Source organism: Pseudomonas cavernicola (genome assembly GCF_003596405.1).
Taxonomy (GTDB): Bacteria; Pseudomonadota; Gammaproteobacteria; order Pseudomonadales; family Pseudomonadaceae; genus Aquipseudomonas; species Aquipseudomonas cavernicola.
This window is the reverse complement of record NZ_QYUR01000005.1, coordinates 1-14,115: the sequence shown is the minus strand read 5'-3', so window position 1 is coordinate 14,115 and position 14,115 is coordinate 1. Positions and strand designations below refer to the sequence as shown.

The following is a 14,115-nucleotide window of genomic DNA, read 5'->3' as shown; positions in this document are numbered from 1 at the left end:
CAGACAAGCCATGCTCAAAATCACCACCATAAGTATCCTTCACCCACTTAACGGTCAGCACTTTGTTAGCCTCTACAACGTCCGCTAACACCTCTTCCAGCTTGTCAGTAGTGCTAAAGCCCATAAGTTCCTGCTTACTGGTTGTCATAGGTGGTGCATCAGTTGGGCGGAATTTCGACAAATCCACTTGCTCCAAATAATCCCGCACAAGCTGAAAACCATTTTCATTCTGTAGCCAAGGCTTCAACACCGTGTTGATAAATTCGGCTGTCTCGGTGACTGATTCTTTATGAGTGATAAAACCGGGAATCCAAAAGCGGCGATCGCCTTTCTCAAGTATTAGCGGTAAGTGGTCATTACTGGTGATGATGAAATTCAGATAGTTATCAATGGTGATCGTTGGCTTGTGCTTTCTGTGCAGCGGGATAGTGGCGTTGCCCTGGAAGCTCTTGAGCGCGTCTGTAGTGCTTTTTTTGCTCTTGTACACCTCATCGATCAATAGCAGCGTCTTACCTTCTACAACGTCGTTAAAATCGCCTACAACGTCCTTTAGGCCGCATACCGCTACAGAAGATTTACCGAGTAGGGTAGAAAGCAGAGTCTCAACTAAAAACCCCTTACCTATGCCGTGTTCACTTCTCAATACTGGCGTGGCGATAATTCTAACTTCTGGTTTGCGTACTGTGTGAGAGAGCCACCAGCCCATATACTGACGTTCAAGGTCATTAGGAAACCAGCGGCGTAGGAATTCTAAGAATGGTTGTACTTGTTCAGGCTTAACAAGCTGGCCGCTTGGTTGAATGCTGGAAGGCTTCCAAAGGTTTAGTAAACCACCATTGATTACATTGCCAGCATTAGGCTGGAAGCCTTCGCCATATACCCACTCAAGGCAGTTAACGAGATATTGGGCCTCAGGGGTGTTGTCAGCACTATTACTATGCTTGCGGTAGTAATGGCAAAGAATGGCGGCGTCTGCTTGCTCAATACCTGTGATAATGTCACGGAAACGAGGGTAGGTATTAGCAGATGGTAGGCGAACAAAACGAGATTTTACGGCAGCAATTGCTTTGTTGTTATTGGTTGGTGCTGGTGTTGCTTGATTCATTAGAATTTTCCTCTTTCAGGGATAGACAATGGTTTTTGTAGTATTCAGTGATGATGGTATTGACGCAGTGGTGGGGCTGTCGATATCGAGTTGGTTCATAAGTTTGATTAACTCTTGTGTGCAGCGCTCGCTAAGGGTGATTCGGATGCTAGATTTCATTTGTTCACCTTCTTAAATTCGATTTTCAGTTGTTCAGTAATAATCCAGTCTTCCAGTAGCTCATTCAGAAGACCTGACAACGGAGGCTTGTCACCTTCAATGGCTTCATATTCACTTACAAACTTCATGCTTAAGCAAATGCGGCAAGTCCTATATTTTCGTGGTTCACCGCTGGCGTAATGTGTAACGCTCATTGTTTTGTATTTTCCTTTTCTGTTAGATAGTCTTCAAGCAATTCATTAATTAGGTAGCTTAAGGATGGGTGTTCTGTATCTGGTAAGTTTTCAAGACGCTTGAGAGCCTCAGTGTCGATGTATAAACGGAAGGATTGATGCCGACGAATTGAACCATCTGGCCATTTACGTTTACTCATTAACTTCTACCTCCTTCTTCTTGTGGTTGATAAATTCATTAACCAATTCACTTGGCGACTTGCCCAGTAGAATTGCTTGGCGTTGCAGGTAGTGGAGGTTTTCCAAGCTGATTAGCATCAACTCTTTACTGAATACGTCATTACCGATATACAGATAATCTGATCTCATTGTTAAATCCTTTTTTTATAGGCGATAAAATCCCGCACACTGAATAAGCTGTAGTTGGCTTGTCTTGGATGTGTTCGATGAAATTAGTGTTGAAAAACACTAATAACAATGCTGTTTTGATCGATGTTTAGAGGGTGCTTAGAGCTGGTTTGATTCTGCTTCAATCAAAAGCTGTTCAATCTGCTCTTGAAGGGTGAAAAGCTGTTCAGTTGTATCAAGCTTGAACAACAAGTCTTAAAAGTAAGCTGTAGCTTTCGGCGTGCACGGTGAAGCCTTACGCGGGGTGTGCTCGGGTAGTGCTTATTTTGTTGCGGTGGAGTCATTTTCATTTTCCTTTTGTTGTTGTTTAAGAATGTCGAGCATTTCGGAATTTGTTAGGCCGAGTTTTACACGGAATTTGTGCATTTTGCTGTGGCAGACGTTTGAGCAGATTAGTTTACTTGCCCTGGTGCATTGCATTTCGGCATTGCACATGAGGCAGTTTCGAATGGTAATAACAGCCATAAATAGGCCTCCGTTTTAATGGTGATGTTTAGATTGTATGGGTGGAATAACGAATTAAAGGTAAACAAAACGCCAGAACACACCAACACCCGGAAGGGATGAGGTAACCTGAATGCCAGTGTGTAATGGATAACAAAATAACTGTAGGTCTATCGGTATCTAACGCCAAGAACGACAAAACCCACAGAGTGGGAAAGTCGAGGCTACAGTTTTTGATTTACGCTGGCAGTCTTGTAAGTGACAGCGTTTGTTTACAGCAGAGGGTGAAGCGAAGAGGAGGTATTACAGTTTGAATCAAGAGGATAGAGCGAAAGGACAGAGCTATTGTAGGAAGTCCATTGCGGAATACTTGCACCAAACCTTTATCTTATTCAGTCAGTTTAAAGTATCATACTTACAAACGAAATTGCAATAGGGTGAAAACTAACTTACATATACTAAACAAGTGAAACCCGCATATCTAAAGGCTCGCAGCCATATTTGATTGAATTCATTATTTTTCAATATGCGACGAACGGTACTGCTAATACAATCTCTTTTGCCGATTACGCAACCAAGATCACCCGCAAGAGCGGAAATTTAACACAATCTCTGTCTCTATTTGTCTTAACGCTATACCGCTGTTGATCTTAATCTTCTCTACTTTCTTACATTCTACTCTATTTACCTGAGCATCTGCGGTGGATCATACACCGCTACTACGATCTGTGGTGTTTTCAAAAGCGGGTAGAGCACTCTACAGTGGTCTGAAATTCTGTAAAGCTATTTCTATAAACTTTACATACTCTGTGGATAACTTCACTACCATACGAAATACAAACATACGGGAAAAACAGTGTGTTTTGCGCGTTCTCTTGTTTTGGTGTTGTCGGACACGGAGAAAGCGAGAAAACGATTTTAGAGCCCCATTTTCCCTACGTTATAGGGGAAGATGGGCATGTTTAGCCTGTGTGCTGGTGCTGGGTTAGAAATTGAACTCAAGTAGCTTGATTGCCTCGGCCTTCTGCCCAAGTGAAGCGCCTGCACTGTAAACGTCGAAGGTTATGCTTCCACGGCGATGACCCAAAATGCTTGAGATAACCAGTGGACTGGCCCCGGCTTGTTCTAGCTGCGTTGCCGTGCTGCTGCGAAAACTATGGAAAACGTGGCGATCTGTGAACCCTTCGGCCTTCTTGAGCTTGGTGAACCGTTGCTGTGGGCCGTTCAGGCGTTTACCGGCTGCATCTGGTTTAGCTGCATACAAGAACCCATCCTTCGTCTGTTTGAGGCGCTGGACGTACAGCGGGAGCAATGACGGGTGGATTGGTAGTGTTCGGATACCTGCGGCAGTTTTTGAATCTTCCACGTTAAAAGCGATTGGCTGGTGGTTATCGTCAAACACGGTGGTGCTGGTGCTGATTCGTCCAATCTCTTCAATCCGGCAACCTGTCAGACAAGCAAACTTGATTAGGTCGGCTAATTCTTGGTCGCCCTTGGCCACTGCTGCGGCGTGTAGCTGTTCTGCTTCCTGTCGTGTGTACGCTTCCCATGATTCACCCCCGGCCTTGCCTACCCTTGCGTGGGTGTGTTCTGCGAATGGACTGGGGAGGTGGGCGAACTGATCACGGTAGGTCTGAACATACCGGCAGGCGTACTTATGCCACTTGCGCAAGGCCCATAGGTGGCCCTGCCTTGTCTGGCGCTTGTCGCTGATCGTGTCCAGGTACTCGGCCACTGTATCGAACGTCAGCGGCTTGACCTGTGTGGTCAGGTATGAGGAGAAGGCTTCTAGCTTGCTGATGAGTACGGCGGTAGTGCGGGCGTTGTCGTTCTGGCTTTCGTAATGCTGCCTGAATGCTGCAATGGCACCCGCGCTGATTGGTGACTTGGGTTTATAGGTCTTGGGATCGATAGCTATTGAAAGGGCTTCTGCTGCCTCGGTGGGAGACAGGTTGTAGTGTCTGGCAATGATCTGTGATTGGGCGGTTGGAAGGGTGCTAAGTGCTGAGCTGAGAAAGCCAATACTGTCGCCCTTTTGGGCAGCTTCCAAGCTGGGGATCAATTCAGAGGGGAGGCTGGTTGCACCATCCCTGTAAAGGAGGGCCACGACTTTAGCTAGGTCGGCGGCTGCCTCGGATAGTTTTGCATTCTGTTCTGCCTCGGACAGTGCAAAGAATGGATCGCTAGGGTGGGGCTTGTTCTTGATCGCTGATAGCAGGCTGTTGTCGATTCTTGCACCTAGAGCTTTAGCATTGTCTGCCAATTCCTCGCGCCATGCGTCCCCCTTAGCCAGCTTGGCGTCACGTATTGATCTAAATGAAGCTTTCCATTGTCCAATCACTTGAGTGGCAATGGTCTTGGCCAGCATCTTGTCGCCAGTCTTCAAGGATTTGCTAAGGATTCGACGATTACCAAAGGCGTGGCGGAGGTCGGCGGGTACATCTATGCGGACATGCCACGTTGTGGAGCGCTGCACAAGGTGATTGGATTTTGCTGGCATAATGACACCACTGGAGGGGGATTCTACCCACCAATTCTACCCAATATTTCTACCCAAAATATATCAAAACCCTTGAATGGCCGGTGTTTGCAGGGCTGGAGGTGCAATATTGTACAAACTGTGTTTTTATGTCCCGGAAACTCATCTGGACGTTGTTAAGAATGCTGTTTTTGCCGCTGGTGCTGGGCGTATCGGCGCCTATGACAGTTGCTGCTGGCAGGCCCTCGGGCAGGGGCAGTTCCGGCCGCTGGCGGGCAGTCAGCCGTTCATCGGTCAGGCCGGTCTGCTCGAGCAAGTGGCAGAGTGGAAAGTCGAGTTGGTGGTGGCTGACGAGTTGATCCACGACGCGGTGAAGGCGTTGCGCACGGCGCATCCCTACGAGACACCGGCATTCGAGGTGTGGCGCTTGTCGGACTTGGTCTTCTGAAATGCATCCAGCAAAAAAGGCGCTCGAGGGCGCCTTTTTGCTGTTTGATGTAGGGGGGAACTCACCAATGGTGCTGGATGGTGGGTTTCACCCACCCTACGGGCGGATTTCGATCAGGGTGCCATCTTTTACCACATTCCAGATTTCACGCATGTCGCTGTTCTTCATGGCGATGCAGCCTTCGGTCCAATCCAGGGTATGGAAATACCACTCCGGGTACTCCTCATCCAATGGCGTGCCGTGGATCATGATCATGCCGCCAGGCGGAACCCCTTCTTTGCGCGCGTTAGCCTGGTCGCGGATATTCGGGTAGGAGATATGCATGGCCAGGTTGTATTTGTCACTGTTCTTGCGCCAGTCGATCCAATAGAAACCTTCTGGAGTGCGGCGATCGCCCTCGCGCTGTTTGGCGCCTTCGGGTTGCTTGCCGAGAGAAACGCGATAGGCCTTCAGCACCTGGCCGTGTCCCATTAGCAGCAGCTTGCGCTCGGATTTCACCACTAGAACCTTGTCCACGGCTTTGCCGTCGAGAGTCGGCGCGGCATTGGCGTGGGATAAAGTGGCAAAAGATAAACAGAGAACCGCTAACAACCAGCGCATCGGAGCTATATCCCAGGTCATCGGAGCCGCCATGGCGGTCACGTTTTCTTGTAGTGCGCGCGCAAGGCCTCAACGGACTCATTGCGCACGGGGTAGGTCTGCGCTACCCGGTCGGCAAAGTAGCATTCTAAGGTACGGCCGACCGTCGGGAAAGCCAGCTCTGACCATGGGATGTCACGTTCGTGGAACAACTTCACCTCCAGGCTTTCGGCGCCGACGGCAAAGTCCAGGTCGACCAGCTCGGCGCGAAAAAACACATGCATCTGGCTGATATGCGGCAGATCGAACAGGGTGTAGAGGCTCAGCCCTTGCACGCGGGCGCAAGCCTCTTCCAGCGTTTCCCGGGCGGCAGCCTGCTGCATGGTCTCACCGTTCTCCATAAAGCCGGCGGGGAGCGTCCAGTAGCCGCGGCGCGGCTCAATCGCTCGACGGCAGAGCAGTACTTGCTCGCCCCATACTGGCACGCAGCCGGCGACGATTCGCGGGTTCTGGTAATGGATGGTCTGGCACTCAACGCAGACGAAGCGCGGGCGGTTATCGCCCTCCGGAATGCGCTGCGTCACGGGGCTACCGCACTGGCTACAAAACTTCATGCCGGATCCTCTGTGTTCGTCGTCCATCTTGGCGCGCGGGTGGCCTTGGCGGCAAGTTGTCGAGGAGGCAAAGTCACGCTGCTGAATGATGCCACCTGGTGGCGCAGGGCTTGGGCGAGCCGGTTCTTTCATGCCATGATGCCGAGCAGAACAAAAGACCGAGAATGCCCATGCTCGATGAGCTACTCCACCGTGTGCGCAGCTATACGCCGCGCGTTCTGGAGACCGACCATAGCTTCCCAGAGGCGGCGGTGCTGGTGCCTATCACCCGCAGCGACGCGCCGGAACTGGTGCTGACTTTGCGTGCCAGTGGTCTGTCGACCCATGGCGGCGAAGTCGCCTTCCCCGGTGGGCGGCGCGACCCGGAAGACCGCGATCTGATTGATACCGCGCTGCGTGAGGCGCAGGAGGAAATCGGTCTGCCGGCGGGTTTGGTCGAAGTGATTGGCCCGCTCAGTAGCCTGGTGTCGCGGCACGGCATTCAGGTCACACCTTATGTTGGCATTGTCCCCGCTTACGTCGAGTATCAGGCCAACGATGGCGAAATCGCCTCGGTCTTCACGGTGCCGCTGGAGTTCTTTCGCGACCGATCCGCGGGAGATGACTCATCGCATCGACTACCTCGGCCGCAGTTGGTATGTACCGAGTTATCGCTATGGCGAATATAAAATCTGGGGCCTGACCGCGATCATGGTGGTTGAATTGGTCAATCTGCTTTACGACGCAGGGATCTCCCTGCATCAGCCTTCCGAATCCTTTATCAACCTGGGCTGAATGGTCGCAGTTTTGAGGGCAACATCATGAAATATCGCCTGGGACAGTCGAGTGTCGACGTGCATCCGGACAGTTGGGTTGCGCCGAATGCCACCTTGGTTGGCAAGGTCAAGCTGGAGCCTGGGGCCAGTGTCTGGTTCAACGTGGTGCTGCGTGGCGATAACGAACTGATCCATATCGGTGAGAACAGTAACGTGCAGGACGGAACGGTGATGCACACCGACATGGGCTATCCACTGTCCATCGGCAAGGGCGTGACCATTGGTCATAACGCCATGCTGCATGGCTGCTCGGTCGGCGAGTACAGCCTGATCGGGATTAACGCCGTGGTGCTCAACGGCGCCAAGATCGGCAAGTACTGCATCATCGGCGCTAACGCCTTGATTGGCGAAGGCAAAGAAATTCCGGACGGCTCTTTGGTGATGGGCTCACCGGGTAAGGTGGTGCGCGAGCTGACTGAAGCTCAGAAGAAAATGCTCGAAGCCAGCGCACTACGTACATAACGGCCCAGCGCTACGCGCGCGATTTGGTCGAGCAGGACGCTTGATGGACGTTGAGCGTCCAGTGGCCTCGCCTTGCGTGAGTGTCTGTGGCTGGACGATGCGAATCTGCATCGGCTGCCAGCGCCCAATGTAGCAACGAATGGCGACCCGCTGCGCGGTGTATCCATGCGGCGGCTCCAGCGGGTGATTCCTCCACATTGCGCTGGCAGCCGATGCAGATATCCGCATCGTCCAGCGCACAGACACTCACGCAAGGCGAGGCCACTGGACGCTCAACGTCCATCAAGCGTCCCTGCTCGACCAAATCGCGCGCGTAGCGCTGGGCGTTATGTACGTAGTGCGCGGCGCTGGCTTCGAGCATTTTCTTCTGAGCTTCAGTCAGCTCGCGCACCACCTTACCCGGTGAGCCATCACCAAAGAGCCGTCCGGAATTTCTTTGCCTTCGCCAATCAAGGCGTTAGCGCCGATGATGCAGTACTTGCCGATCTTGGCGCCGTTGAGCACCACGGCGTTAATCCCGATCAGGCTGTACTCGCCGACCGAGCAGCCATGCAGCATGGCGTTATGACCAATGGTCACGCCCTTGCCGATGGACAGTGGATAGCCCATGTCGGTGTGCATCACCGTTCCGTCCTGCACGTTACTGTTCTCACCGATATGGATCAGTTCGTTATCGCCACGCAGCACCACGTTGAACCAGACACTGGCCCCAGGCTCCAGCTTGACCTTGCCAACCAAGGTGGCATTCGGCGCAACCCAACTGTCCGGATGCACGTCGACACTCGACTGTCCCAGGCGATATTTCATGATGTTGCCCTCAAAACTGCGACCATTCAGCCCAGGTTGATAAAGGATTCGGAAGGCTGATGCAGGGAGATCCCTGCGTCGTAAAGCAGATTGACCAATTCAACCACCATGATCGCGGTCAGGCCCCAGATTTTATATTCGCCATAGCGATAACTCGGTACATACCAACTGCGGCCGAGGTAGTCGATGCGATGAGTCATCTCCCGCGGATCGTCGCGAAAGAACTCCAGCGGCACCGTGAAGACCGAGGCGATTTCGCCATCGTTGGCCTGATACTCGACGTAAGCGGGGACAATGCCAACATAAGGTGTGACCTGAATGCCGTGCCGCGACACCAGGCTACTGAGCGGGCCAATCACTTCGACCAAACCCGCCGGCAGACCGATTTCCTCCTGCGCCTCACGCAGCGCGGTATCAATCAGATCGCGGTCTTCCGGGTCGCGCCGCCCACCGGGAAGGCGACTTCGCCGCCATGGGTCGACAGACCACTGGCACGCAAAGTCAGCACCAGTTCCGGCGCGTCGCTGCGGGTGATAGGCACCAGCACCGCCGCCTCTGGGAAGCTATGGTCGGTCTCCAGAACGCGCGGCGTATAGCTGCGCACACGGTGGAGTAGCTCATCGAGCATGGGCATTCTCGGTCTTTTGTTCTGCTCGGCATCATGGCATGAAAGAACCGGCTCGCCCAAGCCCTGCGCCACCAGGTGGCATCATTCAGCAGCGTGACTTTGCCTCCTCGACAACTTGCCGCCAAGGCCACCCGCGCGCCAAGATGGACGACGAACACAGAGGATCCGGCATGAAGTTTTGTAGCCAGTGCGGTAGCCCCGTGACGCCAGCGCATTCCGGAGGGCGATAACCGCCCGCGCTTCGTCTGCGTTGAGTGCCAGACCATCCATTACCAGAACCCGCGAATCGTCGCCGGCTGCGTGCCAGTATGGGGCGAGCAAGTACTGCTCTGCCGTCGAGCGATTGAGCCGCGCCGCGGCTACTGGACGCTCCCCGCCGGCTTTATGGAGAACGGTGAGACCATGCAGCAGGCTGCCGCCCGGGAAACGCTGGAAGAGGCTTGCGCCCGCGTGCAAGGGCTGAGCCTCTACACCCTGTTCGATCTGCCGCATATCAGCCAGATGCATGTGTTTTTTCGCGCCGAGCTGGTCGACCTGGACTTTGCCGTCGGCGCCGAAAGCCTGGAGGTGAAGTTGTTCCACGAACGTGACATCCCATGGTCAGAGCTGGCTTTCCCGACGGTCGGCCGTACCTTAGAATGCTACTTTGCCGACCGGGTAGCGCAGACCTACCCCGTGCGCAATGAGTCCGTTGAGGCCTTGCGCGCGCACTACAAGAAAACGTGACCGCCATGGCGGCTCCGATGACCTGGGATATAGCTCCGATGCGCTGGTTGTTAGCGGTTCTCTGTTTATCTTTTTGCCACTTTATCCCACGCCAATGCCGCGCCGACTCTCGACGGCAAAGCCGTGGACAAGGTTCTAGTGGTGAAATCCGAGCGCAAGCTGCTGCTAATGGGACACGGCCAGGTGCTGAAGGCCTATCGCGTTTCTCTCGGCAAGCAACCCGAAGGCGCCAAACAGCGCGAGGGCGATCGCCGCACTCCAGAAGGTTTCTATTGGATCGACTGGCGCAAGAACAGTGACAAATACAACCTGGCCATGCATATCTCCTACCCGAATATCCGCGACCAGGCTAACGCGCGCAAAGAAGGGGTTCCGCCTGGCGGGCATGATCATGATCCACGGCACGCCATTGGATGAGGAGTACCCGGAGTGGTATTTCCATACCCTGGATTGGACCGAAGGCTGCATCGCCATGAAGAACAGCGACATGCGTGAAATCTGGAATGTGGTAAAAGATGGCACCCTGATCGAAATCCGCCCGTAGGGTGGGTGAAACCCACCATCCAGCACCATTGGTGAGTTCCCCCCTACATCAAACAGCAAAAAGGCGCCCTCGAGCGCCTTTTTTGCTGGATGCATTTCAGAAGACCAAGTCCGACAAGCGCCACACCTCGAATGCCGGTGTCTCGTAGGGATGCGCCGTGCGCAACGCCTTCACCGCGTCGTGGATCAACTCGTCAGCCACCACCAACTCGACTTTCCACTCTGCCACTTGCTCGAGCAGACCGGCCTGACCGATGAACGGCTGACTGCCCGCCAGCGGCCGGAACTGCCCCTGCCCGAGGGCCTGCCAGCAGCAACTGTCATAGGCGCCGATACGCCCAGCACCAGCGGCAAAAACAGCATTCTTAACAACGTCCAGATGAGTTTCCGGGACATAAAAACACAGTTTGTACAATATTGCACCTCCAGCCCTGCAAACACCGGCCATTCAAGGGTTTTGATATATTTTGGGTAGAAATATTGGGTAGAATTGGTGGGTAGAATCCCCCTCCAGTGGTGTCATTATGCCAGCAAAATCCAATCACCTTGTGCAGCGCTCCACAACGTGGCATGTCCGCATAGATGTACCCGCCGACCTCCGCCACGCCTTTGGTAATCGTCGAATCCTTAGCAAATCCTTGAAGACTGGCGACAAGATGCTGGCCAAGACCATTGCCACTCAAGTGATTGGACAATGGAAAGCTTCATTTAGATCAATACGTGACGCCAAGCTGGCTAAGGGGGACGCATGGCGCGAGGAATTGGCAGACAATGCTAAAGCTCTAGGTGCAAGAATCGACAACAGCCTGCTATCAGCGATCAAGAACAAGCCCCACCCTAGCGATCCATTCTTTGCACTGTCCGAGGCAGAACAGAATGCAAAACTATCCGAGGCAGCCGCCGACCTAGCTAAAGTCGTGGCCCTCCTTTACAGGGATGGTGCAACCAGCCTCCCCTCTGAATTGATCCCCAGCTTGGAAGCTGCCCAAAAGGGCGACAGTATTGGCTTTCTCAGCTCAGCACTTAGCACCCTTCCAACCGCCCCATCACAGATCATTGCCAGACACTACAACCTGTCTCCCACCGAGGCAGCAGAAGCCCTTTCAATAGCTATCGATCCCAAGACCTATAAACCCAAGTCACCAATCAGCGCGGGTGCCATTGCAGCATTCAGGCAGCATACGAAAGCCAGAACGACAACGCCCGCACTACCGCCGTACTCATCAGCAAGCTAGAAGCCTTCTCCTCATACCTGACCACACAGGTCAAGCCGCTGACGTTCGATACAGTGGCCGAGTACCTGGACACGATCAGCGACAAGCGCCCAGACAAGGCAGGGCCACCTATGGGCCTTGCGCAAGTGGCATAAGTACGCCTGCCGGTATGTTCAGACCTACCGTGATCAGTTCGCCCACCTCCCCAGTCCATTCGCAGAACACACCCACGCAAGGGGTAGGCAAGGCCGGGGGTGAATCATGGGAAGCGTACACACGACAGGAAGCAGAACAGCTACACGCCGCAGCAGTGGCCAAGGGCGACCAAGAATTAGCCGACCTAATCAAGTTTGCTTGTCTGACAGGTTGCCGGATTGAAGAGATTGGACGAATCAGCACCAGCACCACCGTGTTTGACGATAACCACCAGCCAATCGCTTTTAACGTGGAAGATTCAAAACTGCCGCAGGTATCCGAACACTACCAATCCACCCGTCATTGCTCCCGCTGTACGTCCAGCGCCTCAAACAGACGAAGGATGGGTTCTTGTATGCAGCTAAACCAGATGCAGCCGGTAAACGCCTGAACGGCCCACAGCAACGGTTCACCAAGCTCAAGAAGGCCGAAGGGTTCACAGATCGCCACGTTTCCATAGTTTTCGCAGCAGCACGGCAACGCAGCTAGAACAAGCCGGGGCCAGTCCACTGGTTATCTCAAGCATTTTGGGTCATCGCCGTGGAAGCATAACCTTCGACGTTTACAGTGCAGGCGCTTCACTTGGGCAGAAGGCCGAGGCAATCAAGCTACTTGAGTTCAATTTCTAACCAGCACCAGCACACAGGCTAAACATGCCCCATCTTCCCTATAACGTAGGGAAAATGGGGCTCTAAAATCGTTTTCTCGCTTTCTCCGTGTCCGACACACCAAAACAAGAGAACGCGCAAAACACACTGTTTTTCCCGTATGTTTGTATTTCGTATGGTAGTGAAGTTATCCACAGAGTATGTAAAGTTTATAGAAATAGCTTTACAGAATTTCAGACCACTGTAGAGTGCTCTACCCGCTTTTGAAAACACCACAGATCGTAGTAGCGGTGTATGATCCACCGCAGATGCTCAGGTAAATAGAGTAGAATGTAAGAAAGTAGAGAAGATTAAGATCAACAGCGGTATAGCGTTAAGACAAATAGAGACAGAGATTGTGTTAAATTTCCGCTCTTGCGGGTGATCTTGGTTGCGTAATCGGCAAAAGAGATTGTATTAGCAGTACCGTTCGTCGCATATTGAAAAATAATGAATTCAATCAAATATGGCTGCGAGCCTTTAGATATGCGGGTTTCACTTGTTTAGTATATGTAAGTTAGTTTTCACCCTATTGCAATTTCGTTTGTAAGTATGATACTTTAAACTGACTGAATAAGATAAAGGTTTGGTGCAAGTATTCCGCAATGGACTTCCTACAATAGCTCTGTCCTTTCGCTCTATCCTCTTGATTCAAACTGTAATACCTCCTCTTCGCTTCACCCTCTGCTGTAAACAAACGCTGTCACTTACAAGACTGCCAGCGTAAATCAAAAAACTGTAGCCTCGACTTTCCCACTCTGTGGGTTTTGTTCTTGGCGTTAGATACCGATAGACCTACAGTTATTTTGTTATCGCCATTACACACTGGCATTCAGGTTACCTCATCCCTTCCGGTTTTGGTGTTTCTGGCGTTTTGTTTACCTTTAATTCGTTATTCCACCCATACAATCTAAACATCACCATTAAAACGGAGGCCTATTTATGGCTGTTATTACCATTCGAAACTGCCTCATGTGCAATGCCGAAATGCAATGCACCAGGGCAAGTAAACTAATCTGCTCAAACGTCTGCCACAGCAAAATGCACAAATTCCGTGTAAAACTCGGCCTAACAAATCCGAAATGCTCGACATTCTTAAACAACAACAAAAGGAAAATGAAAATGACTCCACCGCAACAAAATAAGCACTACCCGAGCACACCCCGCGTAAGGCTTCACCGTGCACGCCGAAAGCTACAGCTTACTTTTAAAGACTTGTTGTTCAAGCTTGATACAACTGAACAGCTTTTCACCCTTCAAGAGCAGATTGAACAGCTTTTGATTGAAGCAGAATCAAACCAGCTCTAAGCACCCTCTAAACATCGATCAAAACAGCATTGTTATTAGTGTTTTTCAACACTAATTTCATCGAACACATCCAAGACAAGCCAACTACAGCTTATCAGTGTGCGGGATTTTATCGCCTATAAACAAAGGATTTAACAATGAGATCAGATTATCTGTATATCGGTAATGACGTATTCAGTAAGAGTTGATGCTAATCAGCTTGGAAAACCTCCACTACCTGCAACGCCAAGCAATTCTACTGGGCAAGTCGCCAAGTGAATTGGTTAATGAATTTATCAACCACAAGAAGAAGGAGGTAGAAGTTAATGAGTAAACGTAAATGGCCAGATGGTTCAATTCGTCGGCATCAATCCTTCCGTTT

Annotated in this window: 9 protein-coding genes and 8 pseudogenes; 8 read left to right on the top strand and 9 right to left on the bottom strand. The window is 51.9% G+C overall.

What is annotated here, in order from left to right:
* The 3 genes from D3879_RS16070 to D3879_RS16065 all read right to left on the bottom strand — a co-directional run.
* A partial coding sequence (locus D3879_RS16070) for a primase-helicase family protein (RefSeq protein ID WP_119955292.1) occupies positions 1–1,105 on the bottom strand: 1,105 nt, incomplete at its 3' end.
* Between the two features lie 349 nt (positions 1,106–1,454).
* Complete coding sequence (locus D3879_RS26355) at positions 1,455–1,637, bottom strand: hypothetical protein (protein ID WP_147411176.1); 183 nt, start codon at positions 1,635–1,637, stop codon at positions 1,455–1,457.
* A gap of 1,637 nt (positions 1,638–3,274) precedes the next feature.
* The gene (locus tag D3879_RS16065) at positions 3,275–4,789 is read right to left on the bottom strand and encodes a tyrosine-type recombinase/integrase (protein ID WP_119955290.1); all 1,515 of its coding nucleotides are present in this window, start codon (positions 4,787–4,789) and stop codon (positions 3,275–3,277) included.
* A gap of 109 nt (positions 4,790–4,898) precedes the next feature.
* On the opposite strand from D3879_RS16065, the gene D3879_RS16060 reads away from it, so the two are divergent.
* On the top strand, positions 4,899–5,216 hold the full coding sequence (locus tag D3879_RS16060) for a YqfO family protein (RefSeq protein WP_119955288.1): 318 nt from the start codon (positions 4,899–4,901) through the stop codon (positions 5,214–5,216).
* A gap of 96 nt (positions 5,217–5,312) precedes the next feature.
* On the opposite strand, the gene D3879_RS16055 is transcribed toward D3879_RS16060, so the two are convergent.
* Together D3879_RS16055 and D3879_RS16050 are read right to left on the bottom strand one after the other, a co-directional pair.
* Entirely contained in the window at positions 5,313–5,816 is a 504-nt protein-coding gene (locus D3879_RS16055) for a L,D-transpeptidase family protein (RefSeq protein WP_119955291.1), read from the bottom strand.
* A gap of 38 nt (positions 5,817–5,854) precedes the next feature.
* Complete coding sequence (locus D3879_RS16050) at positions 5,855–6,409, bottom strand: NUDIX hydrolase (protein WP_119955289.1); 555 nt, start codon at positions 6,407–6,409, stop codon at positions 5,855–5,857.
* A 170-nt stretch (positions 6,410–6,579) separates the two neighbouring features.
* On the opposite strand from D3879_RS16050, the pseudogene D3879_RS16045 reads away from it, so the two are divergent.
* Both D3879_RS16045 and D3879_RS16040 read left to right on the top strand, forming a co-directional pair.
* A pseudogene (locus tag D3879_RS16045) lies at positions 6,580–7,183 on the top strand (CoA pyrophosphatase).
* 26 nt (positions 7,184–7,209) lie between these two features.
* A pseudogene (locus D3879_RS16040) lies at positions 7,210–7,730 on the top strand (gamma carbonic anhydrase family protein).
* Positions 7,731–7,873: 143 nt separating this feature from the next.
* Here the strand turns inward: D3879_RS16040 and D3879_RS16035 are convergent.
* From D3879_RS16035 to D3879_RS16025, 3 pseudogenes are all read right to left on the bottom strand, one after another.
* Positions 7,874–7,969, bottom strand: a pseudogene (locus D3879_RS16035) (DUF1289 domain-containing protein); the annotation flags it as partial.
* Between the two features lie 12 nt (positions 7,970–7,981).
* Positions 7,982–8,493 (bottom strand): annotated as a pseudogene (locus D3879_RS16030) (gamma carbonic anhydrase family protein); the annotation flags it as partial.
* A gap of 26 nt (positions 8,494–8,519) precedes the next feature.
* Positions 8,520–9,121: pseudogene (locus tag D3879_RS16025) on the bottom strand (CoA pyrophosphatase).
* 170 nt (positions 9,122–9,291) lie between these two features.
* Here D3879_RS16025 and D3879_RS16020 point away from each other — a divergent pair.
* Positions 9,292–9,847 (top strand): annotated as a pseudogene (locus D3879_RS16020) (NUDIX hydrolase).
* A 38-nt stretch (positions 9,848–9,885) separates the two neighbouring features.
* A pseudogene (locus D3879_RS16015) lies at positions 9,886–10,391 on the top strand (L,D-transpeptidase family protein).
* A 96-nt stretch (positions 10,392–10,487) separates the two neighbouring features.
* On the opposite strand, the gene D3879_RS16010 reads toward D3879_RS16015, so the two are convergent.
* Positions 10,488–10,805 carry a YqfO family protein gene (locus D3879_RS16010; RefSeq protein WP_119955288.1) on the bottom strand — a complete coding sequence of 106 codons (318 nt, stop codon included), beginning with the start codon at positions 10,803–10,805 and terminating at the stop codon, positions 10,488–10,490.
* Between the two features lie 109 nt (positions 10,806–10,914).
* Here D3879_RS16010 and D3879_RS16005 point away from each other — a divergent pair, with 109 nt between their 5' ends.
* From D3879_RS16005 to D3879_RS26345, 3 genes and pseudogenes are all read left to right on the top strand, one after another.
* The gene (locus D3879_RS16005) at positions 10,915–11,625 is read left to right on the top strand and encodes a DUF6538 domain-containing protein (RefSeq protein WP_147411174.1); all 711 of its coding nucleotides are present in this window, start codon (positions 10,915–10,917) and stop codon (positions 11,623–11,625) included.
* 641 nt (positions 11,626–12,266) lie between these two features.
* Positions 12,267–12,428, top strand: a pseudogene (locus D3879_RS26350) (tyrosine-type recombinase/integrase); the annotation flags it as partial.
* 960 nt (positions 12,429–13,388) lie between these two features.
* Complete coding sequence (locus tag D3879_RS26345; protein ID WP_147411172.1) at positions 13,389–13,754, top strand: hypothetical protein; 366 nt, start codon at positions 13,389–13,391, stop codon at positions 13,752–13,754.
* Positions 13,755–14,115 lie beyond the last annotated feature (361 nt).